The sequence below is a fragment of the Spirosoma endbachense genome, from assembly GCF_010233585.1.
GTDB lineage: Bacteria > Bacteroidota > Bacteroidia > Cytophagales > Spirosomataceae > Spirosoma > Spirosoma endbachense.
Genome location: NZ_CP045997.1, coordinates 8071128 through 8095879 on the forward strand (window position 1 = coordinate 8071128; position 24752 = coordinate 8095879).

A 24752-nucleotide genomic window follows, 5' to 3' on the forward strand; every position below is an offset into this window, starting at 1 on the left:
TTCGCCATGATCAGTTTTTGATGGACGAAATGATTGGAAATAGAACGACTAGTTAGCAAGGAGATTGCCAACCTGCCAGGCCGTACGGATCAGGTTCTCTTCCGTGTATTTAAGGGCCGTCGTAATGTCTGTAGGCCCGTTTCCAATGGCCAGTAATACATCGAAATACTGATTCAGCTTCTCGTTTTGTTCAAGCGGAATTTTTCCGGCAAGGCCAATTACGGGTAAATTTTTACGTTTTGCCTGGAAAGCAACACCAAAAGGCCCTTTACCATGCAAGGTCTGTTCATCGATGCTGCCTTCGCCGGTAATGACAACGTCGGCTTTAGCCACGGCTTCGGTGAAGCCAGTAAAGTCGAGGAAGAAATCGATGCCATTGACAAGGTTGGCATTGAAAAACGTATAAAGCCCCGCCGACACACCCCCGGCTGCTCCGCCGTGTTTGATGAGCGTCATATCAATTCCGGTCTGAGCCAGGGCCACATCGGCAAACTTCCGCAGACTGGTATCCAGTTTTTTTACGCCGTCGGGGGTAGCTCCTTTTTGCGGGCCGAAAACGGCAGCAGAGCCGTGATCGCCCACTAACGTATTATCGACATCGCAAAGAATACTGACCTCACAGGCTAAAATCCGCTGATCGAGCCCGGAAACATCGATGCTGGCCAGTTCGGTCAGGCTTTCGGGTGCTGTCAGTTCCTGCCCGGCTGCATCCAGAAAACGGATGCCAAGCGCTCGTAAAATGCCAGTACCACCATCAACCGTAGCCGAACCACCAATAGCCAGTACAATTTTCCTGACGCCTTTGTCGAGCGCCAGTTTGACCAGTTCGCCCGTTCCGAACGACGTTGCCCGTAGTGGATCTAATTCTTCGGGCTTGACCAGGTGAAGCCCTGACGCATTGGCCATTTCAATAATAGCCGTCTCGCCATCATTGACCAGGCCGAATGACGAGATGATTTTTCGGTTAAACGGATCATTGACTTCTGCCGAAACAATCGAACCGTTGTGTTTTTTTATCATTAAGTCGCCCGTTCCATCACCGCCGTCGCCCACCGGAAAACACTCGCATACACAGTCGAGACGGCTTTTCTGTAAACCTTCCTGAATGGCCAGGGCTACATCCATAGCATTGAGGCTGTGTTTAAACGCATTAGGGGCAATGAGGACACGCGTATTTTTCATAATAGCAAGGGGAGTAAGGCGCGAAATTAAAACACAGAGGCACTACCCCGACGAAGAATTCGCGTTTTATTCGTCACTGAACAGAAACTTTTTGCCCTTTTAGACGCCGTGTTCATGAAACGGCATTGGAATCCATATTAGACAGTTTTTCAAGGGCAAGATACAGTGCCTGATTTCCCAACGAGCCCTTGCCCATTGCCTGGATGGATAATGACAGTTGTTTGACTAACGCAAGTCCCGGTAGAGACAACTGCATGGTTTCGGCTTCTTCGAGGGCAATGCCCATATCCTTGACAAAATTATCGATCGTGCCGCCCGGCGAATAATCGCCTTTAACGATTTTAGGAGCCAGCACATCCAGGCTCCAGCAACCCGCTGCTCCTTTGCTGATCGATTGGAGCATGGTCGTTAAGTCAAGCCCCGCTTTACGGCCGTAGATCAGCCCTTCGCATACGCCGATCAGCGTTCCGGCAATCGTGATCTGGTTGCACATTTTCGTGTGCTGCCCCGCTCCGGCCGGGCCCTGATGGATTATATTTTTGCCAAATGCCTCAAAAACCGGCATTACCCGATCGACGGCGTTTTTCTCGCCCCCAACCATAATTGACAGTGTACCGTTGATCGCACCCACCTCACCACCCGATACGGGCGCGTCAATGGAATCAACACCAAGCGTAGCGGCATGTTGTGCAATCCGGACGGCCAGGCTGGGTTTGGTCGTTGTCATATCAATGGTAACAGCCCCCGACTTGATGCCCCGAAACACACCGTCGGCCCCGAAATAGCAGGCTTCTACGTCTTTCGGGTAACCAACCATGGTGATCACCACATCCGACTGTTCGGCAAGGGCAGCCGGAGTGTCGAACCAGGTCGCACCCATTTCAATGAGCGAATCGGCTTTGCTTTTGGTTCGGTTATGGACATGTACGGTGTACCCGGCATTCAGCAGGTGTTTTGCAATTGGATTCCCCATCAGGCCGGTGCCAATTACGCCAATCGTTTTATCGTTCATGATGATTCTTTGTACTTACTGATACAGACAAACCAGCATTTCGAAGTCATCTACTTGTGGCACCACGCATTCTACCCATCCGTTGCTTTGGGTAAATTTCAGATTATTGCCCGACCGGGCGAGCTTTAGCTGCTTTACTGGTTTGGCGGGCTTGAACCGAATCGTCGTGTTCTGAATGGGAATTGGCTCCCGCAACGATGCCCCAATCTGGCCGGAGTGATTGATCATACCGATCCATTCAAAGGCACCATTGCGATTGGCCATATGCGTCATTTCGATGAGGGGCGATGCATTGGTTTTTATCGAACCGGGTGTTTGTAAAACCGTTTGCAAAGCAGCCGTGAACAAAGCCCGGTGTCCGTGATTACCTTTAAATTCATACTGTGTGCCCAGACGCCAGGGAATAAAAACCGTTTTGCCTTTCCCGTACGAATTACTGATCAGACCGGGCGAATCAGTGATGTCATTATCGGTGAAATACGATTTTTCGGGTGGCCCGAACCGAACGGCGGGCACGAGTTTCATGAACGTTTGTGAAGAACCGCTGGTTTTGCATTTCATGAAGTCAGAATAGAGCATGATCAGGTCGAGGTCTTTGAAGCCGTCGGCCCCAAGCGTTTTTTTGTCGCTGGCCGACACTTGCAGGTAGGTCGAATTTGTTCTGGGAAATAGCTCGTATTCGGGCGATACACCCAGCGATTTAAGTCGTATCGTTTTCAGTGGTTTGCCCGTTTCATCATTCGTCGAGCTAAAGCCTGTTACCAGTAATTTCCCCCCTTTTTGTACGTACTCGTCAAGCTGAGCGGTCAGCTGATCACTCATATTGGGCAGATCACCCAGAATAACCGCGTCGTAATCCTGCAACGGACGTGGGGCTGATTTGCTGCCAATGGTTAGGGGTTCAATGATATCGTACATGATGTGCTCTTCGGAGAGCAGTTTAATCATCCCTCTATACTCTTTCTCGGTGCCTTTGATGAGGCCGACATGGCTCACCGGTTTAAGGTTCGTAAAAAACGTTTCGTTCTTTTTATGAAAGCCATAGAGGTCATTCAGAATCGGAATAAACACCCGATCGTCCTGATTGACCAGTGTGCCGATAACATTGAAATCAAGTGGAGCCCCGTTGAGCATGTTGCCCAGTAACCATACCCGGCCAATATTGGGCGAGGTCGCCGTATGCCGAAACGGGATGGCGATAAAATAGATGAAGACGTTGCTGGGTGTTTTATCCCTGTAAGATCCGAGCACACGTTTTACGTGATCGGTGCCGGAGTAATTCCATTCGTATTCGTCGGTCAGCCAGGAGCTCGACTCGTCGCGGATCATGTCGACGCCCGCATCGGCGTAAGTATTGACAATCAGATTCGGATTCAGCTTTTTTACGTAATCGCCAATTTTATAGAAAAGCTCGTCGGCAGTGGTTTTTTTGAAGGTATTATACCGTCGGAAGACCGGATCGTTCATGTCTGCTTTGACCGGAAGGATCATGCCGGTTTCGGTCTGAAAGCGTTTTTTGCAGTTGTCGCACTGGCAGATGCCGTGGTAAGTGCCGCCATAATCGGTTGTCGTGTAGCCGATCATGTTGAAGAAAATGCCGTCGAGCGGATACTTTGTAATCGCTTCTTTTAATATTTCAAAGCCATATTCCTGTTGGTAGCCACCGTTGGGGCACGTATGAACCTGCCCATTGAAATGCACATGCTTTCCGTTCGTGCCGACATACAGCCATTCCGGTTTCTTTTCGGCGTATGTTTCATTGATCTTGCTGAAGTCAAATCGACCGATCACTTTTATGCCTTTCGCGTGGAGCTTGGTCACCAGATCGCCGACCAGATCCCCGCCTTTCATGAACTGATTCTTGAAGTGATAATCAAGCGTAGTCGGATAATTCGCCACGATACCGCCCACGTTTAACATCACTACAGTGGCCGAAGCATCGACCATCGACTGCACATAAACATCGGTGTTCATTAACGCATCGGTTTCGCGCAGGTTGGTTTGAATGAGCCGGACAGGTGCCCGATTCCACCAGGTGCCATCATAGCTACCCGGATCTGGTTTGGTGCTATTGGCGGCCGTTTTTTTTGCCGCGCCGGTTTGCCCAAGTACGACCCCGGAGGCCAGAAGCAGCAACGCAAGTAAATTGGGATTGATTTTCATGGTTGTTGGGTTTAGAAAGTCTGAAATCAAATCACCTTATGTAGGCTTGGGCCGCAGAGGCTGGTCCACGGGCTTCTACATAGGGTGCACCTTATTTGTTGAACCAGTAAAGCAGTACGCCATAACCAACTCCGGCCGGATCAGATGATTTTGCCGACTGAAAAGCCATGAATTTTCCATCGGTTGACACGACGGAATTCGACGCTTTACAGCCTTCATAGTCATTAAAGTGAGTTAGACGCTCCATATTTTTGCCGGTTCCGTCGAGTTTTAGTTTCCAGATGTCGATGTTGCTGGGGCCAGTTTTCCCGCCCAGCCAGGCGACCTGCCTGTCCGATTCAACCGTAACGTAGTTGGCATTGGCAAAAATGCCTTCCGGTTCATTGTGCGTTTCGGTAGTTTTTGACTGATCGGTTAGCTGCCCGGTCTGTAAATCAATAGCCATCACGGCGGCTTTTTCGGCGGGGTTGTAGCAAAAGAAAATCAGCTGCCTATCGTTGTCGTAAAAGTCCTGAGCTTCCAGCGTACACGTTTGATTTTCGACCCTGTATACTTTCTTTTGGTTCGTAAGTATTGGCGTGTCGCCCGAAATAATCAGATCGGCCACGACCAATTCAGATGTAGTACGTGCTGGGTCAGATTCCGACCGGTACTCCTGCGTGAACGCTATTTTTAACGTCTTCTTTGAGATGGCCAGTCCTGCACTGATTTTCTGGCCTAATTTTATGGGTTTTGCTCCCCGCTGGTTCCGCAAAAACCAGAGCTCACTGTCGCGAACCCGACTGATGGTGGCGTCTTCGAAGTGGTCTGGACCCGTCAGTAGATAATCGCCGTTGGGCAGGTGCATCACGCGCAGGAACGCAGCTGCCGGAACGTTGCAGGTGAGACAGCGGATGGTCCGTGTTTTGAGGTCGATGGTCATGGCATCGCCGAAGCTTTTAGCCATAAAGGCAATGCTTTTGTTGTCTGGCGAAATATCGGCTCGTTCCCCGAAGTGTGTCAGGATCTCAATGTTTGCCGGAAGCTGCTCCAATGGATCACCTTGTTTGCGAGTACTAACCGTCGGATTTTGCTGCGCCACGACAGGCTGACTGGCAAAAAAAAGACACAATAAGAGACGTAGGGCATTCGTCCGCTGGGTAGCGAACAAACGCCCGATCGGGGTAATTTCCATAAGCCGACTCGCTTGGTTAATTGACTACATTGACAGGATTATCGTTGATAAAGGCTGTGAGGTTATTGACTGTAATATCCATAAGCCGGGCTCTGGCTTCTTTGGTTGCCCAGGCTATGTGTGGCGTAATCAGGCAATTTTTTGCGCTGAACAATGGGTTATCGGCAGAAGGGGGCTCTGCTGATAAAACGTCGATACCGGCTCCGGCAATGACATCGTTATTGAGTGCGTCCGCTAGATCCTGATCAACGACGATTGGCCCTCTTGACGTATTGAGCAGAAAGGCTGAAGGCTTCATACGGGCTAAATTGTCCTTGTTGATCAGCCCTTTCGTTTCGGGCACTAAAGGTGTATGGATGCTGACAACATCCGATTGCTCCAGCAGTTCGGGAATCTCGGCCCAGCGGAAGTTTTTTCGGTGCGACTGATCCGTACGATTCCGTTTCGAGCCGATGATATTCATGCCAAATGCGGTGGCAATGTCACCGACTTTTTCGCCGATACTGCCGAAACCGATGATGCCGATGGTTTTGCCCGACAACTCCACTAGCGGATAATCCCAAAAGCACCAGTCAATCGATTTAGCCCATTTGCCTTCCATAACCGAATCGCTGTGCCGTTGAACATGCTGGGTCAGTTCGAGGAGTAGCGCGAAGGTTAGCTGAACGACCGACGCCGTACCGTAGCCGGGTACATTACTGACAATAACTCCGTTCTTTTTGGCAATGTCTGTATTGATGACGTTATAACCAGTGGCCAATACGCCGATAAATTTCAAATTAGGCAGATTGTTTAAAATGTCTTCGCCCAGCGGTGTTTTGTTGGTAAAGATGATTTCCGCATCCTTTGCCCGCTCGACTACCTGATCGGCGGGAGTTCGGTCATACACCGTTAACTCACCCAGTTTTTCTAAACCATCCCAGGATAAATCGCCCGGATTCAGCGTATAACCGTCTAATACGACAATCTTCATCGTTGATTTTTTTGATTATGTTTTATATCCAGGACTTTCGCTCAGCTGCGTGCCACGGTTACTAGTGATACGCAAACAAACCACGGTCCGCCGTGCGGTGGCACGCATCTAAGCGAAAGTCCTATATTCCTCGTTTCCAGGAATGGCAAAAAAACTAAATAACAACGATACTACACCCGTGCCCAGGCTTCGTTTAACGTACGTTTGGCATTGGCAATAACCACATCCGGATCTTCATCGCCAAACGGTTTCACTTCAAAACTAACGATGGGCGGATTTTCTGTATTAAGATAACCAATGTCCAGCAATACTTTCAGGTAATGAACTACCTCCGGAACGTCATTTTCGCCGTTCGGAAAACCGAAGCGGGGGTGTACATCGCCATAGGCAGGCATATCCGGGCTTTTGACCACGCAGTTTCCGATGTGTGCGTGTGTGATGTAATCTTTTACCGGCAATAGCGACTCTTCAATCGTTTCGTGAATCAGGGGAATATGGCTCAGATCGACCATTAATCCGAAATGATCGTGCTCTTTCCGAACTTCCTGCACGTAGCGTAAGGCCAGATCGGCCGGGCCAATCAGCGATTTTTTATCGACGTCGTAATCGAACACTTCCAGTGAAACTTTCATATCGCCTTTGCTTTTCGTGTAGGCGCAGATTTCGTTGGTCGATTTTACCAGTAACTCGAACGCTTCTTCTTTCCGGGCTTCTTCGTATTTCCCGCTCAGAAACGAAAAGCCAGTGGCGCCAATTTCATAGGCTTCATCAATGCCTTCTTTTACGTTGGCGAGCGCCCGTTGTCTACCTTCTTCGTTGGTATCGTTGAGGTTAAGGCCCGTGGTTAACAGACGGGGTTGTGCTGCGTAGGCCACGGTCATGTGTGATGAGTCCAGAAGACTTTTTACCTTCTTCCGAACGTCGGTATCCTTAACCGTTGTGATTTCTATGGCCGTGAAATACTCGTCTAACACGACTTTTTTTATGGTTTCCAACACCGGCCCTTCGCCTTTCATGGTTTCGGGAAATGCCATGAAATGGACAAGGCCAACTTTCATGTAGTTGCAAAGCGGAGCATTCATGCTAATTCAGGGTGCAAAAGTTAATTAACTAAATCTGGGGTTTGTTCTTTCTTTCTGGCGGTCATCAGAATGGCAGTTGCGATACCGATTAGTAAGACGCCCAGTACAATAAGGTACGTAAACCCTTTCGACACGTCGGGCAAGGCTGTGGCTTTTTTGGTGCCAAGCATTTCATAGACTGGAATAAGCCATTTAAAGGCGTAGGCCTGAGCGAGTACAATGAGGCAGATAAAGAGCAGCATGTAGAAACTATGCTTTACCGTGAAGCGGAATAGTTCCGACTCTTTACCCACCAGATTACCCGCTGCTGCGGCAACGGCAATGGATTGCGGAGAAATCATTTTGCCGACAACACCGCCCGATATATTAGCCGCTACAGTTACCACCGGATCTACACCAATCGAGGTTGCCGTGGCATACTGGAGTTTACTGAACAGGGCATTCGCCGACGTATCGGAACCCGTGATGAAAACCCCCAGCCAACCCAGTACGGGAGCGAAAAATGGGAACATGAAGCCTGTATTGGCCAGTACGTCGGCCAGGGTGAGTGTAATGCCGGAATCGTTCAGGATATAGGCGAATCCTAACACAGCCGCAATCGTAAGAATTGGGAATTTCAGTTGGTTTAACGTGGCACCAAATACGTTTGCTCCCTCTCGATACGTTAGACCTACCAGCGGAATAGCGGTCAGGGCCGCAATCAGAATGGCTGTTCCGGCTGCCGATAAATAGTTGAATTTGAATAGCTTAGGTAATAAATTCCCATCTTCGCCCTGGATGGCATTATGAAGGCCCGGAAACTCAAATTGTACCATTCCGGCCGAATTAAGTGCATCTTTAATCGGTTGAATGCCCCAGGCAATTACCATGATGGTCAACACAATAAAAGGCGACCAGGCTCTGATGAGCTGGCCGTTCGTGTAGCTGATATCGGTATTGATGGTAGCCGCTGGTTCGTTCGCAAAGCGCCAGATGGTTTTTGGTTTCCAGAAGCGCAGGAAAGCCATCAGGCACACAATAGAACCAAGACCAGCAATGACATCGGGCAGGGCGGGTCCTAAAAAGTTGGAGGAGAAATATTGCAGGAAGGCAAACGAAATGCCCGATATTAATACGGCAGGCCATATTTCCTTTGCTTTTCTAAAACCGGCAATGATGCTAACCAGATAAAAAGGCAGCATAATCGATAAAATCGGCAGCGTCCGGCCGACCATCTGCGAAATGGGTAATTCGGGGATACCCGACACCTGCGAGGCCACCGTAATGGGAATGCCGATGGAGCCAAACGCAACGGGGGCGGTATTGGCAATGAGGCAAATTCCTGACGCATAGAGTGGATTGAAGCCCAGTCCTACGAGCATGGCTGCCGTAATGGCAACGGGTGCACCAAATCCGGCCGTTCCTTCCAGAAATGAGCCGAATGAAAACGCGATCAATAACGCCTGTAGCCGCCGGTCGGAGGTGATCGAGGCCATAAAATGTTTGATGATCTCAAACTGGCCGCTCTTCACCGTGACGTTGAACAGAAATACGGCCATCACCACAAGCCAGCAGATTGGGAACAAACCGTATACGGCGCCGTGTGCGGCCGATAACAGCGCCAGTTTTACGGGCATGCCATAGACAAGAATGGCAATGATCATGGCCAGACCCGTAGCGATCAAACTGGCCTGATAACCTTTCATTTTCCTGATAATCAGCGCCCAGAATATAAACAGAATAGGCACTGCCGCAACCAGGACGGATAAAGCGATATTGTTGAACGGATCAATAACTTGTTTCCAGATCATAAGTTGTATTCAGTTAATGAATTGATTATCAAGTCTAAACCTATAAGGTTTTTGAAACCTTATAGGTTTGAGATAGGTCTGATTGGCTATTAGGCTAAATCCAGCGCTACAATCTCGTGATCGAGGATTTTAGGCACCGTCACTGTTACTTTACCACCTTTTAGCTCAAATTTAGGCTTTTGATCGCTCATAAGTAGCTTTACCCCAGTTACTTTTGCGCCTGCCGGAACCATAATGCTGACCTGTGCTTCTACGGGTATCAACTCCCGAAAAGGACCCTTCATCATCATGGGGTTCGTTAGATTTACCAGATGCACCGTCATCGAGTTGGCCTGCCGCCAAACGTTTACATCAATTACACCCGGCCCCGTTACGGCGGCCACCGGTTCTTCGTCGAGTGCCCAATTCACGACATTACTCAGAAGCTGTCCGTGATCGGTGCCCATCAGTTGCCAGAAAGAGCGGTCCAGATCGCCGGGAATGTAGGCTACCCGTCCTTTACCCACCTGCCGCAGGTATAGCTCCCGTGTATCGGTTTCGGCGACGCGTGGATACACATCCTCCATCGGTAAGTCTGGGTAGGTAGGAATCAGTGTAATCGGGCTGGGGAATGTAGCTGTCGGTTTTACGTTGACTTTGTAAATCGTGTTGATGATCCGGGGCGTATCGTCCAGCCCTTTCAGAATCAGCTGTGTCTGACTATTTTTCGCATCCTGACGCAGTTGCAGGTAGCTGTTCCGTAGAGGTCCTTCTACTTTCTGGTCATACGAAACCCCGAACAGACTGGCTAAACCGAAATCGGAGCGTTGTTTGCCTTCTTCGTCATACAACGATGTTTCGAAGGTAGATACAATGCTGCCGCCATTGTCCACAAAGGTCTGTAACTGCTTGCACTGTGTGTCTGAAAGTGCTGCGATATTGGGGAGGATCAGCAGTTTGAATCGCTTGAGGTCTTCGGGTGTGAGCAGTCGGTCGTTTACCATGTCGAACGGAATGCGGTTCTCCACAAGGTTGTGGTACATGCCGTCAAGATGGTCACCGCTTTTCTGCTGCCAGGGTTTTCCGCCGTAATTGCGGTCGGTTTGTTCCGAATAAACGATGCCGACCCGAGCTAACGATGCCGTGTTGCGGAGGTATTTCTCGTTTTTATGGTAGCCTTCATACAGTTTGGCTACTGCTTCCATCCACCGTTTGTCGTAGATGTCGCCCCCAAATTTCACAAAACAGGGGCGCATGCCGTTGGCAGTACCTTCGGCTACCCAAATCCTGATTTCGGCATCGTTCTGAACCGAATCTTTCCAGCGAAATTCTTCTTCAATACCGACGCTGAAAATACCGATCAGTGGTTTCAGACCCAGTGTTGAGCGGAGTTCTTTGGCTCCTTTTCCATTCGCCCAGGGCGGGGTAAGGCCACGTCGGGCCTGTTGGTCGGCGAAGAAGAGATCGGCTTCTTTGCCGGTCATTACTTTATCGGGAAAACCGTTGGGAATGAAGCGGGCCGTCGGTTTTTGTTTACGAATGCCTGCATCCCACACCGACCACACTTCGCGTAAGCGTTTCATACGCCAATCGGCCCATTTGCGATACGTTGGATCGAGTTTGTCGGCAGCTTTGGGCAGTTCGAGACCGGAGGCCGTTTTGAAATTAGTCTTGCAGTGTTCGCAGTAACAAATGTCATGGCCATGCCAGCGGTTCGAGAAAATCCCTTCGGGCTGGAATTTTTCCATGATCTCCTGATTCACCTGCGTCATGAAATCAAAATTATAAGGCCCCAGAGCGCAGGTGACCCACAAATCCGGGTTGGCCCAGTGACGGCGTTTCTGCCCGTCGACGGTAACGGCGATCCAGTCGGGGTGAGCGTCATAGACATCCTGCCGGACTGCGTGCGGATCGGTACGCAGCATGATTTTCATACCCTGTTTTTTGCAGCCCTCCACCAGGTAGCCCAACGTATCGGAATTACCCATAAAATCGCTGCGGTGATGCAGGGGAATTTTAGTCGGATAAAAGGCTACAATGCCACCCGCGCTCAACAGTGCGCCATCGGCATGGATACGCTTGAAATAGTGGAGCCAGAAATCAGGATCGTAATGACCGGGGTCACGTTCCACAAAGGCAAGCTGTGCCCATCGCATCGGTCCATCGAGCCAGAAAGTTTCTGTTGGGGCGAGTATACTGGTTGCCGGAGTTGCCAGGGCGGAAGGACCTGTAAGCGCATAGGCACCTCCGATGAGGCCAGTGGTTTTAATGAAATCTCTTCTTTCCATAGTAGTACGTATGAGCGTAATGGCTCCGGTAATGTTATTGTCTCGTGTCTGCTTCGTTGATTGATAGATCGGTGTGGATAGTCGGAACAAAACAGGTCGTTATTCGTAGCCTGGGTTCTGCGGGAACAGGGTACGATTGTTCATGAGTTGAATCTGGCCTAGTGGAACCGCAAAAACTGTCATGTATTCTTTCATACCCAGCGATTTAAGTGTATCGAAAGCGCGGCCCGTTCTGACCAGGTCGAACCAGCGAACGCCTTCAAATGATAATTCTAACCGGCGTTCCAGGTAAATCTTTTCGCGCAACTCATCTTTCGCCAGATTACTGTATCCGGTCAGACCTGCCCGAGTCCGAACCTGATTGATAAAAGGAAGAGCCTGAGCGGTTTTACCGTTTTCATTCAGCGCTTCGGCATAAAGCAGCAGCACATCGGCATAGCGAATCACTTTCCAGTTGGCCCGGCTGTCATTGGCCGTTCCCACGGGCGTAATGTATTTCCTGGTGTAAGCCTGCGACGTTGCCGAGGGAAGTTTTACAAAAGCTCCGGTCTTATCGATAAAACCATCTTTTTGCACAGTGATGTCTTTTCGTTTATCGTCGGCGGTAAAAATGGCGAACAAACCGGGCGAAGGTGAATTGGTTTCGGTCAGGCCCCCTTTCACACCATAGACATCGGCCATGGCCGCCGAGTTTGGGAAAAACCGATTCGTGAAAACGCTGCCTTCGCCAATACCTTCTTCGTACTCAATGTCGAAGATGTATTCGTTGTGGTGCTCGTTTTTCGTGTAGTCGAACAGATCATTGTAGTTCGGTAGGAGCGAATACCCGAGTGTAGTTACTTCCTGTAGTTTGGTTTCGGCTTTTACAAAATCCTTGCGGGTCATGTAAACGCGACCCAGAATCGCTTTGGCTGCCCCTTTTGTTGCCCGGCCAACATCGGCTCCGGTGTATTTGACAGGCAGGCCATTTTCGGCATCCAGAAGATCTTTAATGATTACCTCTTCGTAGATCTTATCGGCTTTCTCGCGTGCCTGGGTATAGGCTTCGGCCGTCGTTACGGGTTTGGTCAGCAGAGGGACGTCGCCAAATATCCTGACCAGATCGAAATACGCAAACGCCCGTAAAAACTTCGCTTCAGCGATGTGCCGGGGTTTATTTGTAACAACGGCCGCATCGGCACTTTCAATTTTTGCCAGGATGATATTCGTGCGGTTGATGATGTTGTAATAGTTCCGCCAGGTTGTTTTGAGCAGATCGTTATCACTGCTTAGGATAAAGGCATCCGAAAAATACCAGGGGTCGGTTTTTACGACTTCCTGCCGCGAGTCATCACCCCGTGCATCGCCATAGATCCAGAAGTCCTGATACTGCGTTTGGAGCGTGTTGTAAGAAGCCACAACCGCATCCTGAAAATCTTTGTCGGTTTTGTATAAAGCATCCACGCTCACGGTAGCAACGGGCGGAATTTCAATAAATTCTTTACTGCACGACACCATCAGGAGAGATGTCAAGGCGACAAGGTTTAGGAGCTTTTTCATCGTCGTGGTTTTTGGGAGGATGACTGACATCAGAAAGTAACGTTTAACCCAAATAGAAAACTCTTCGCCAATGGGTAGTTGTTGAGATCGATACCGGGGGTGAGCGCATCGCCACTGCTGCTGACATCGGGATTGAACGAGGTGTTTTTCGTGAAAATAAACGGATTGTTCGCACTCGAATAAACCCGAATCGAGTTGAGTGAAAGCCGCTTAACGAAATCGCTGGGCAGTTGGTAGCTGAGCGTGATGTTGTTGATCCGCAGGTACGAACCGGTATCGACATAGCGCTGATTCGACAGCCGAATGCCACCGGTCGGAGCATCGTTTGGCCGGGGTGTTACGCCATCGCCGGGGTCCTGCTCCGATTTCCAGTAGTTTGCCTGCGTCGATAGTGTGCGGCTGCGCGACCGGGTGAGTAGCGTAATGTTACGGGCCGTACTGATCACTTCATTGCCTTGTGTCCCCTGGATGTTGATGCTGAGACTGATGTTCTTATACGACAATCGGTTGGTCATGCCGTAGTAAAAATTGGGGTAGGGGCTACCCATAATGGTGTTATCGTAATTATTGATGATACCATCGGGTGTGCCATTTGGACCGCTGACGTCGACAAATCGGATATCGCCCGGCCGCGACCGATCCGGAGCCCCTGGATTATAGACCGGACCTTTGTCTACTTCGGCCTGGGTTTTAAAGATGCCATCCGTTAAAAAGCCGTAGAACATGCCGATCGGCTGGCCAATCATGGTGATGTTCCGGCCCGAAATAATGGGGTCGCCCTGTACGCCTAGTTTAACAACCTTGTTTTGGTAGGTCGAGATGTTGAAATCAGTGGACCAGACCAGCTTGTTTTGCAGGTTTAGCGTACTGACAACAAACTCCCAGCCCGTATTTTTAACCTCGCCGATGTTCTGCAACGCCGTGCTGAAGCCCGTGATATCAGGAACGTTTACGTTCAGCAGCAAATCGGCGTTCCGGGCCTGAAAATGATCGATGTTGACGGTCAACCGACGGTTGAAAAAGCTGGCGTCGAGTCCAATGTTGAAGGATTTTTGTTTTTCCCAGGTCAGGTTCGGATTGGCGGGCCGGGCGGGCGCATTGCCACCGATGGCGACACCACCGAGCGTATATTTTTCGTAGTTGATGGTCGGGTAGTGCTCGTAATTGCCGATGTTGTTGTTGCCTGTTTCACCGTAGCTCACCCGAAGTTTCAGTTCGCTCAAACTCCGGACGCTTTTCAGAAAATCTTCATCCGAAATACGCCATGCAACGGCCAGCGAAGGGAATACACCGTATTTATGACTGCTTCCGAATCGCGATGATCCATCGGTACGAATGGATGCTGTCAGGTAATATTTATCGCTGTAGTTGTAATTGACCCGTGCCAGATAGGAAAGCAATGACCACTGATAGGTGCTGGACGACCCATCGGTCAGAATACCACTGACAGCGCTTAGCGTGGGTACTAAATTGTTCGGAAACCGGTTGCTGGTCAGGAAGTTTGACTCATTGGTTTCTTTCTGGGCCGTAAAGCCAGCCAGACCCACCAGGTTATGTTTGCCGAAACTCTTCCGGTAATTCAGCGTGTACTCGGTGAGCCAGTTCAGCGTACTTGACGTGCTGTCGGTACCAACAGCCGCGTTGTTGTAGAAAGCCGGGATCTGGGGTCGGAACCGCATCGCCTTCGTATTATACGATGTGGCACCCAGCATGACATTCAAGCTCAGAGCATCGGTGAATTTATACTCCAGATTGACATTGCCCAGCATCCGCATTCCTTTTCGCTTTCCCTGAATTTCCAGCGCCAGCGCTACCGGGTTGAGGAGAATGGTCGACGCATCGAGGTTGGAGTAAACGAAGTAACTACCATCGGCATTGTAGAGCGGATAATACGGCTGGGCAGAGGTTGCCTGCGCGATAATGCCGTCGTTATCACCACCACCCGGACCGCTGGCCGTAACCACTTTCGCATCGGTATAAGCCGTGTTGACATTCAGCCGTACCGATAGCTTATTGGTCAGTTTGGCATCGATATTAGCCCGTAGCGAATACCGGTTAAAGTTGCTGTTCAGAATAATCCCTTCCTGATTGAAGTACTCCCCGCTGATCGCATATTTCACGTTTTCACTACCGCCCGATGCCGACAGCTGATACTGGCTTTGCGGGGCCGTACGCAACACACCATCAAGCGCATCGGTGTTGTATGTATTTTTGCCAGACAGCACATCCTGAACGGTTTGTGGTACGGGAATGGCCCAACCCGTAAAAGGACCAGATACATTGTTCCCATTGTCGATATTGCGGTTCCGGATACCATCGAAGTAATATTGAGCCTGCTGGTTTGCGTTGAGAAATTCGGGGCGCTTCAATACATTTTGAAACCCATGATAGGTGTCAAAACTGATCGTTGCCTTGCCCGTTTTACCGCGCTTTGTGTTGATGATGATAACGCCATTGGCGCCCCGCGAGCCGTAAATAGCCGTTGCCGAAGCATCTTTCAGGATATCCATGCTCTCCACATCATTCGGGTTCAGCGTCTGGATATTATCAATCGGAAAGCCATCGACAACATACAGCGGGTTCGATCCGGCCGAGATGCTGCCAATGCCGCGTATCTTGATTTGCGGTGCCGCACCGGGATCGCCACTGACCGTTTTTACCTGAACACCGGCTACTTTCCCCAGAAGCGCCTGATCGATCCGGGCAACGGCTAATTCCTTGATTTCCTGCGTGCTGACCGATCCGACTGAACCCGTCAGATCTTTCCGTTTTACTGTACCATAACCAACAACGACAATCTCTTCGAGGGTTTTGTTGTCTACCTTCAGAACCACATCCAGACTTGTCCGATTGCCAACGGTCACTTCCTGCGACAGATAGCCTACGAAGCTGAATATCAGCGTAGCCGCTGCGTTTGGTACATCGATTTTATACCGACCCTGCGCATCGGTTGTTGTTCCTTTCTGAGACCCTTTCAGAATAATACTCACACCCGGTAAGGATTCACCTTTATCGTCCGTTACGGCTCCCTGCACAGCGACGTCGGCCAATTGGACGGGTAATACCGGAATCTCGCTGAGTCGCTGGAGCCTGTCCTGGTCGGTTCTGGAATCCAGCGAATTGTACAGCGAGCTTTCATCGGCGGATGCTTTTAAGAGGCTCCTATCGATCGATTTCGGTTCGGCGGATGGTTTAACACCGTTGTTCGGCAGAAAAATCAGGTACGATTTTTTGCCATACCGCTCGTATATCAGTCCGAACGGTATTAATATACGTTCGAGCTTTCCTTCCAGACTTTGCTTACTGTCGAGCAGACTCCGATCGACGGTTTTATTCTTCAGTAAATTGTCGTTGAACTCAAAAATTACTTTGTGATGCTTGCTCAGCACATCCAGCGCTTCATTCAACGAAAGGCGCGTGGCGGATACTTCGCCCTGAAACGATGGCCGCGAATAGTTAACGGCAAACGTCTGGGCCCTGGCTGTCTCTGATAGCAGCAGGACGCCATGCAGCGACAAAAAAAACAGAACTGCTCGTAGTGATTGAGACATTCTTTTTTTAGGTTTAGGGTTTACAATTGATTACGCCCGTCCTTATGCTACTCGTCCGGCAAGACCTCAAGCATCAGGGCGGGATTTTTTTATCACTTCAGGTGAAAGACTTTTCCATCCTTATGAATAGCAATGGGATACATTTTTTCGAGCTTGTCGAAGAAGACCTCGGCCGAGTCGGCGGGGAAAGAGCCGGTAAACGTTTCCTGTTTTAGGGCCGGATTGTCGATCACTACGTCGATGTCATACATATCTTTCATCATCTCGGCGAGCTCGGTCAACGACTTCTGTTTGAAGAGAATAACGTTTTCTTTCCACGACGTATAGTCTTCAATCTGAACGGCCTGTTTCACCAGCGGGGCTTTTTGGGCAACCTGACTCACCTTTTCGCCGGGTTTAAGTACTACGGCATTCGTCGTATTCTGCTCATCGACCACCTTTACTGAACCGTGTTCCAGCGCGACGTCGATCTTTTCCCGGCGGTTTATCACGTTGAAGGCCGTACCTAACACCTGGATGGTCAGGTTGTTGGCGTGCACAACAAACGGTACTTTCCCCGCTTTCACAATTCGTTGGGTAACATCGAAGAAAGCTTCGCCTTCAATCCAGACTTCCCGGCTGGGTTTCCCTAAAAAGTCATTGGGAATCTTTAGCGTTGAGTTGGCATTCAGCGTTACGGTTGACCCATCGGCTAACTTAATCTGGCGCATTTCGCCAAACGAAGTCTTAATTTCCTGCTCGTTCCACAGTGAATAAAATAACCCTACACTCCCGAGCACCAGAACAATACTGGCCGCTGCGACCCAGCCCAATCGACGCCAAAGCGGGATAACAGGTGCCTCTTCTTTTACGTCCGGAACTAGATTCGCCTGTATGGTCTGCCACATCGCTGCCCGCTCAGCTGGACTCCATGTTTCGGTGAAGGAGACATTCTGAACAATCCATTGTGCCTTCTTGACGATCAACCGCTTCTCCGGATGATCGACCAGCCAGTTTTGCCAGAACGATTCGCTTTCGATGTCCTGTTCAAGAACCCATCGCTGAAAGAAATCGTCGGCAGCAAAATCTTCTTCGTTAAAGTCAGAATAGTTCATAACAAAAATTAAGAGAAGGTAGTGTGTGGCTACAAGTACATAGAAAGCCGAAGCCGGTTTTCGTAACCTCCGAAAAAGGAAAATTTTTCTAAAAAATAAACAAAATTATTTAACTATCTGATAGTCAGCTAAATGGTAGATAGCAGAAAAAAAGGCAGCAACAAATCAATGTTGTGAATGAGTGCCTGTCGGAGCGCTTTGATGGCGCGGTGGATCGTGTTTCGAAGTACCTGATAATCAAGACCAGTAAGCCCTGTTATTTCCTCATAGCTCATTTTGTCGAAAAAGCGGAGGAAGATAACCTCCTGCTGACGAGGGGGTAATGCCCGGACGGCGGCCTGCAATTTTCGAACGTTTGCTTCTGCAACTTCTTCAAAGTCAAGACCAGACTGATCATCAACGGCGAGTGTATGATCCGGAAACAGTTCGGTTGTGAGCCGCCCGGTCATGACATCTTTTAGAATAATTCGGCGCAGCGAAACCATGAGGTAATACTTGACCGATTGAGGGACGGTCAGGTTTTCACGGCGGTTCCAGATTTGAATGAAAAGCTCCTGAACAGAATCCTGTACGAGTTCGCGGTTATAAGCAACCGATAGGCCGTATTTTAACAACCAGTCGGCATACCTTTCGTAAAAGAAAGCCAATGCGTTCGGTTCTCCACGCAGGAGCCGTAGCCACCAGCTTGTTTCATCTTCCTGTTGAACGGCGGAACTCATTACACGATTAGCAGAAACCATTTCGTTGAACCGGTTAGCAAGTTAAACAGAGTACGTGGCTTTGTGGTATAATTTCATTGTCGTATTTGATTTTATCACTGTTTACCGACCAGACTGGCTTCTTCTGCTAATCGGATGTCGCGTTCAACCTGTGGCAGATAATTCGGCCAGAAAAAACGTTTTGCATCTTTATAGGCGTTTTCTTTTGAGATATACCCCTCAATGTAAGGTACTTCGTGGTAGTGACTGGCGGTGATTTCGCTGACCTTTTGCCAGTGATCCCGACACTTCATTAATAAGCCTATTGCCAGCTGTTGCTGGGTTTTATTCTGAGAAATCCGATACGTCTGCAAGGCCACTCCGGCCCGGAGTTTATCAGCAAAATAACGGCTCAGATACGCCCAGGTTTCCAGATCTGCCAGTTCGCAGGCTAACGTAGGCGAAGCCCCCAAACGTAGTTGCTGGACACGTGTAAGAACCGTTTTACTATCGGCGTCGAGTAAATCGGCCAGTGCTAATGGGCTTACCTTGTCGGTCGGTATCGGCTTCTTTTCCTGTACCCAGGTAACGTAATCTTTGATGGATACATAAGCCGGGTCTAAGGTCTGGTGATCAATTAGTTCGTTGATCGAAATGAAGGAAGAAACATCGTCCTGAAAGCCCTTGCTGGCCGGAAATGGCGACAGGAACCCTTCGGAATACAGCGTATAATCCCAGGTCGATCCGAAAAAGGATGCCAGCCGCAAGGGCATTTGGCTCGCTGCCGCACTGGCCTCTACCATCGGCTTGCCCGATTTAAGCGCGTATCGGTTCGCAAAGCTGGCTTCAAATACGGCGTCGGGCGTTGTGGGATCATACAATAGACGCCCCCAGAGTTGATAGAACAACCATTGCTTCTCAAACGCGTAGTTCCAGGTACGGTGGGCGTTGGCAACGTGCGAATAATCACTGGCCGGAATATACCCTTCTGAACCCACGAAATAGCCATTGACATAGGGGGCCGTATTTTGCGAAATGTGCCGACGAATGAAATCAGGCTGGCCCCAGCGGAGAATAAAAAAATCCTCGTTCCGAATCATCCACTGAATGCGGTAATTCGTGGGTGTCGGATTCCAGTAGCCATCATCACGCTTGCCGGAATGGGAGTCGTGCGTTAAGGCAAGCACCGGTGTCGAGTGCCCATGCGACCAGTTGAATTTAATCTCGACCAGGGTCGTATCGGGCAGATGGGCATTGTTGATGACGCGTCGCATTTCGGCCGGATCGGCAGAGAGCACCGATCGGTGCAGGAATTTGACGGGGCGGTTGGCTGCTTTAATACCGGCTACAATGGTTTCTTCCAGCCAGTCTTCCCGGTCTTTGGGTGTCATGTCGGGTAAGGTCGATCCTTCTGCTTTAAAATTGCTCATCCAGTCGGCCAGCGTAATGCCGATACCCGCCAGATCGGGGTATTCGTTGATCACCTGCGTAACGACTTCGCGGGTGTATCGCTTCACGATGGCTGAGGTATCGTTTCGCTCGTTGACGCCGTAGTGCTTTGCAAATTCGGGCGATACGGCAATATTCCAGTTGACAATATAGGGATCGATACCCCGCTCTTTGGCCATTCGAAACAAAGCTGTCCACAATTGTTTCCACTCGGCCATTTCCTTGTCGGAAAAGCTATTGGCTTCGGGAAAGTTAGTGGGTTTTACCATGAACGGGAACGGGTGAATATTCCAGAGTGACAGCACGTTAAAATGGTTTTCGGCCATCTGGTCCAGTAGCTTCTGCCAGTATGCCAGGTCTTTACACACGTCTGTATGCACCTCCATCGCCGGGCCGGAGCGGTAGGACGACCACGGTAAATTGACTTTCAGAGCGCGTACGGTAAAGTGAGGGCTCACGGTCTTAGAGGCCAATGTTTTCCAGGTTTTACCCATGCTGATCTGCTCCGCAACATCCATAGCAGCATACATCGCTCCCACCGGATCGACGGCCGTTAGCTGAAGCTGCCCGGCCTGATAACTGATTCGGTAGCCCTCCTCGCGAATCGTTGGCTCGGCCTGGGCGGACAGCACCTGAATCGTGATATTCCCTGTTTTTGCCTGCGCTGTCAGTGACTCTGTCCTGACGGATTGCCCAGCCTTTTGAAGTGCTTTCTCCAGATGATCTACACCAAAACGAAGTGGTTTACTGCTTGTATCAAAGCTAATGGCGACCTGAGAATTCTTGCCGCCTGTTGCCTGTGCGAACACAAATGGCGGGAAAGACACCAGCATGAAAACCCAAAAAATAATGTATTGCCTTTTCATCAGTTGAAATAATTTGTTGTTCGGCATAGTCAAACCAAGGCTACGCCGAACAACTCAAAGGCTTCCGGCTTTTAACTGCTCGACCGCATAGCTGGCTGCCCGAGCCGTCAGTGCCATATAGGTCAGCGAAGGATTTACATTTGAGGCCGAGGTCATTGCTGATCCATCGGTGACGAATACATTTTTGCAGGCGTGTACCTGGTTGAATTTATTGAGCACCGACGTTTTTGGATCTTTACCCATGCGGGCCGTGCCCATTTCGTGAATGCCCAAACCCATGTGTGCGACGGGATTGTCGTAAGGAACCACATTTTTGAAGCCAGCCGCTTCGAGCATTTCGGCACCATCGTTCATGATGTCTTTGCGCATGGCCCGTTCATTTTCGCCAAAATCAGCATCGAAAACGATCTGAGGTAGACCCCACTTGTCTTTCTGGTCTTCGCTGAGGTAGAAGCGATTGTTTGGATTGGGAAGCACTTCACCGAAACCGCTAAGATTAATTTTCCAGGGTCCGGGCTGCGTCATTTTCTTCTTGAAGTCAGCGCCAAAGCCCGTTTCGGTGGCCCCTCGTGACCAGTCGGCGCGGGAGGCTCCTCCCTGATAGCCAAAGCCCCGTAGGTAGTCGCGTTTGTCGTTGCCCCAGTTTCGGAAGCGCGGTATGTACAAACTGCCCGGACGCGCCCCAAAGAAGTAGTCGTCTTCGAACCCTTCGATGTCGGCCCGTGCCCCAATGGCAAGGTGGTGATCCATCAGGTTGCGGCCTAACTGATCGCTGTCGTTGCCGAGTCCATTCGGGAAACGGGCCGATTTCGAATTCATCAGAATAGATGTAGAGCCAATGGTTCCGGCATTCAGGAAAATCAGCTTGGCGTAGAACTCACGAACTTCCAGCGTATTTTGATCAATGACCCGTACGCCTTTGGCTTTCTGGGCTTTATCGTCCAGAATAATTTCCTTGACGATAGCATTGTGCACGATGGTGAGCCGGTTGGTCTGTCGAGCCGCCGGTATCGTTGCGGCCAGTGAGCTGAAATAAGCACCAAACGGGCAGCCTCGCGAACACCGGTTTCGGAACTGACAACTGGCCCGGCCAACGGCGGTATGCCACGGCTGAGGCTTGGTCAGGTGGGCAACCCGGCCAATGGTGATCGGGCGATTCAGCTTCTGGGCTACCGATTTTTTCAGATGAATTTCGGGCGCGGTCATGGCCATGGGTGGCAGGAAATTACTGTCGGGCAATACCGCTAATCCTTCGGCCTGGCCACTGATTCCCACAAACTTTTCGACGTAATTGTACCAGGGAATCAGATCATCGTACCGGATCGGCCAGTCGACACCAAGCCCCTGCTTCGCATTCGCCAGAAAATCTTCGCGATTCCAGCGGTAGGTATGCTTGCCCCACAACAGCGATTTCCCGCCCGTATGGTAAGCCCGAATCCAGTTGAAAGGCCGCTTCTGGATGTATGGATTTTCCTTGTCGTTGCTATAGAGGTATTGCGAACCTTCCTTGGCCGAAAAGTACATGGTCGCATAATGCTCTTCGGCAGCCACAATGGGTATTTTGCCGCGATGCTCGAACTCCCACGGGTCTTTCATGGCCGTTTTGTAATCTTCGACGTGCTTGAGTTCATAGCCTCGTTCGACGACCAGTACTTTCAGGCCTTTTTCGGTCAGTTCTTTAGCGGCCCAGCCCCCGGTCATTCCCGATCCAACAACAATGGCATCATAGGTCTGGGCTTTATCTGCTTTGATGTTCAGGTTCATCGTATTCTAATGGGTGAAAGAGTGAAGGATTACCGCAACGGACGTTGACAGGGTGATGATCAGTGATTAGGCCTGATTGCCGTACATGAAATCTTTTTGCCCCGGTTTTATTTTAATTGCTTCGAATCGCCCCGGAATCGGCTGGTAATCAAATGAGGCTTTAACGCCCACTTCGGATGTGTAATAGCCAAGCAGGGTCAACTCTTTAGTGATGAGCCAGAACGACGAATCACTAGTTTTCTGTGTTTCAGCTTCTACCTGTTTTAGAGTGGTCGTTTGCTGATCGGGCGATAACTTCAGGAAGCCTTTCTGCTCCAGTTCGCCTACTCCGGCCAAAAACGTATCCTGGGCGGGCTTCCGGTAACAGTCGCGAAGCATAACCTCCATGAAATCGGGTACACCCGCGTCGATGGCGCCGGGAGTATCGGTTCGTGGAATGATCAGCTCAGCAACGCGAGCCATGATTTCATGCTGCGTTTCGGTCAGAAAAGAACCTGATTGGCGAAGAGCACTTGCCTGGCTGCCAATCTGTTCCCACCGGCTCATGGCCTGTAGAGTTGGGGCCGAAAATACTCCTCCGAGTATCCAGGCTACATGCGTTACTGCTTCCCGTCTGTTCATTCGCTTATTGATTAAGTTAGGCTGGCCTTTTAAGAGTTGCCCATAAAAGACCAGCATATCGGTTTAATACCCAGGATTTTGCTTGATTTTGTCTTTATTGATGTCGATCTGGCTCTGTGGAATGGGGAAAACCAGATTGTTGTCAGTCAGTACATTGACCAGTCTAATCTGGTCTTTTTTGCTATTCATCACCGTAACGGCCCGCCCTGTGCGAACGAGATCATACCAGCGCTGACCTTCAAACGCAAACTCCACGCGCCGTTCCTGTTCCATCGCCAGCCGGAACGACTGCTGATCAGGAATGTCGGTGGCGGGTTTAGGTTTCAGGCCAGCCCGGCTCCGAATCTGATTCAGGTACGTTAACGCTTCACCCGTTGCCTGATAACCAACTTCGTTCAGGCTTTCGGCGTACATCAGGAGCACGTCAGCGTAGCGAATGACCGGAATGTTGTTCCCATTGTCGTTGTTGACGACCGGCGTATCGAAATACTTTTTTACATAGTTAGCCTGAACCGTCTGCCCGCTTGCATTGACATAGGACGTAGCCAGCGAAACGTCTTTACGTACATCACCCGTTTCAAAAGCCTTTATCAGATCGTCGGTGGGTTGGTTGTTGCCGTTGCCACTAAACGCAATGACCGAGTTGCCCGAATTTTGGGGAGCAAACAGGTTGGGCCAGGGGTTGCCTTCACCCGATCCGCCCGATTTGTACTGCACATCAAAAACCGATTCTTTGTGATTTTTATTGCTCACTTTAAATACATCGGCGTAGCTCGGCAGAATGGTATACACGTTCAGATCAATGACTTCTTTGAGTTTGGCCACCGCCTGTGCGAATTTCTTTTCTGTAAGATAGACTTTGCCCAGGAGCGCCCTGGCGGCACCCTTTGTTGCCCGACCAATATCGACACCCGTATAGGAAACGGGCAAGGCACCTTCGGCATCGGCGAGATCTTTCTCAATTTGAGCATAAACCTCTGTTTTTGGATTACGGGAGTAGGCGTAGCCTTCGTCAGGATCATTGATGGCCTTGGTAACCAGCGGTACATCGCCGAACGTTTGCACCAGATTGAAATAGATCAGCGCACGCAGAAACTTAATTTCACCAATGTTGCGGCTCTTCAGGCTTTCGTCCATGGTGATATCGCCAATTTTATCCAGAATCGTGTTGTAGCGGGCAATGGCCGTGTAGCTATCATTCCAGCGACCATTTATGTACGGATTGGTCGTTTTGATATAGAAACGGTCGAACTCATCCTGATCGGTGATTGACCCCGACGCCACCGGCAAGGTGTTATCGGAAGCTATTTCGGTGAATACGTAGCTGTTTCCCGTAACACCGTCGGCTTGTAGAGCCGCGTAGCTACCACTCACGGCGTTCCGGATATCGTCGCCCGTTTTGTAGAAATTGTCGGTTGTTGCGTTCGAAATGGGCTTTAAGTCCAGAAATTGCTGGCTGCATGAACTGATCGTCAGCAAAATCAGCAGAGTCGTAAGAATTGTATAGGTCTTCATGATTGCGAATGC

16 protein-coding genes are annotated in these 24752 nt (G+C 50.0%); all 16 read right to left on the reverse strand.

The window, feature by feature from the left end; all coding sequences use genetic code 11:
- Positions 1–48: 48 nt before the first annotated feature.
- Positions 49–1182 (reverse strand): glycerate kinase, encoded by a 1134-nt coding sequence (locus GJR95_RS32870; RefSeq protein WP_162389889.1) that lies wholly within the window; start codon positions 1180–1182, stop codon positions 49–51.
- 112 nt (positions 1183–1294) lie between these two features.
- The gene (locus GJR95_RS32875; RefSeq protein ID WP_162389890.1) at positions 1295–2194 is read right to left on the reverse strand and encodes an NAD(P)-dependent oxidoreductase; all 900 of its coding nucleotides are present in this window, start codon (positions 2192–2194) and stop codon (positions 1295–1297) included.
- Positions 2195–2209: 15 nt separating this feature from the next.
- On the reverse strand, positions 2210–4357 hold the full coding sequence (locus tag GJR95_RS32880; protein ID WP_162389891.1) for a hypothetical protein: 2148 nt from the start codon (positions 4355–4357) through the stop codon (positions 2210–2212).
- A gap of 91 nt (positions 4358–4448) precedes the next feature.
- Entirely contained in the window at positions 4449–5531 is a 1083-nt protein-coding gene (locus GJR95_RS32885) for a hypothetical protein (protein ID WP_198424765.1), read from the reverse strand.
- A gap of 16 nt (positions 5532–5547) precedes the next feature.
- Positions 5548–6504 carry a D-2-hydroxyacid dehydrogenase gene (locus GJR95_RS32890; RefSeq protein WP_162389892.1) on the reverse strand — a complete coding sequence of 319 codons (957 nt, stop codon included), beginning with the start codon at positions 6502–6504 and terminating at the stop codon, positions 5548–5550.
- Between the two features lie 170 nt (positions 6505–6674).
- Positions 6675–7586, reverse strand: a complete 912-nt coding sequence (locus tag GJR95_RS32895; RefSeq protein WP_162389893.1) for a sugar phosphate isomerase/epimerase family protein — start codon at positions 7584–7586, stop codon at positions 6675–6677.
- 20 nt (positions 7587–7606) lie between these two features.
- Positions 7607–9376 (reverse strand): L-lactate permease, encoded by a 1770-nt coding sequence (locus GJR95_RS32900; RefSeq protein ID WP_162389894.1) that lies wholly within the window; start codon positions 9374–9376, stop codon positions 7607–7609.
- A gap of 89 nt (positions 9377–9465) precedes the next feature.
- A complete protein-coding gene (locus GJR95_RS32905; RefSeq protein ID WP_162389895.1) occupies positions 9466–11643 on the reverse strand; it encodes an alpha-amylase family protein in 2178 nt (725 codons plus the stop codon).
- A 99-nt stretch (positions 11644–11742) separates the two neighbouring features.
- A complete protein-coding gene (locus tag GJR95_RS32910) occupies positions 11743–13182 on the reverse strand; it encodes a RagB/SusD family nutrient uptake outer membrane protein (protein WP_162389896.1) in 1440 nt (479 codons plus the stop codon).
- Between the two features lie 29 nt (positions 13183–13211).
- A complete protein-coding gene (locus tag GJR95_RS32915; RefSeq protein WP_162389897.1) occupies positions 13212–16733 on the reverse strand; it encodes a SusC/RagA family TonB-linked outer membrane protein in 3522 nt (1173 codons plus the stop codon).
- Between the two features lie 92 nt (positions 16734–16825).
- Positions 16826–17827 carry a FecR family protein gene (locus tag GJR95_RS32920; RefSeq protein WP_162389898.1) on the reverse strand — a complete coding sequence of 334 codons (1002 nt, stop codon included), beginning with the start codon at positions 17825–17827 and terminating at the stop codon, positions 16826–16828.
- 128 nt (positions 17828–17955) lie between these two features.
- Entirely contained in the window at positions 17956–18567 is a 612-nt protein-coding gene (locus tag GJR95_RS32925; protein ID WP_162389899.1) for an RNA polymerase sigma factor, read from the reverse strand.
- 74 nt (positions 18568–18641) lie between these two features.
- Complete coding sequence (locus tag GJR95_RS32930; protein WP_162389900.1) at positions 18642–20840, reverse strand: hypothetical protein; 2199 nt, start codon at positions 20838–20840, stop codon at positions 18642–18644.
- 54 nt (positions 20841–20894) lie between these two features.
- A complete protein-coding gene (locus GJR95_RS32935; RefSeq protein WP_162389901.1) occupies positions 20895–22604 on the reverse strand; it encodes a GMC oxidoreductase in 1710 nt (569 codons plus the stop codon).
- 66 nt (positions 22605–22670) lie between these two features.
- Positions 22671–23225, reverse strand: coding sequence for a gluconate 2-dehydrogenase subunit 3 family protein (locus GJR95_RS32940; RefSeq protein ID WP_162389902.1), 555 nt, complete (start codon positions 23223–23225; stop codon positions 22671–22673).
- 63 nt (positions 23226–23288) lie between these two features.
- The gene (locus tag GJR95_RS32945) at positions 23289–24740 is read right to left on the reverse strand and encodes a RagB/SusD family nutrient uptake outer membrane protein (protein WP_162389903.1); all 1452 of its coding nucleotides are present in this window, start codon (positions 24738–24740) and stop codon (positions 23289–23291) included.
- Between the last annotated feature and the right edge of the window lie 12 nt (positions 24741–24752).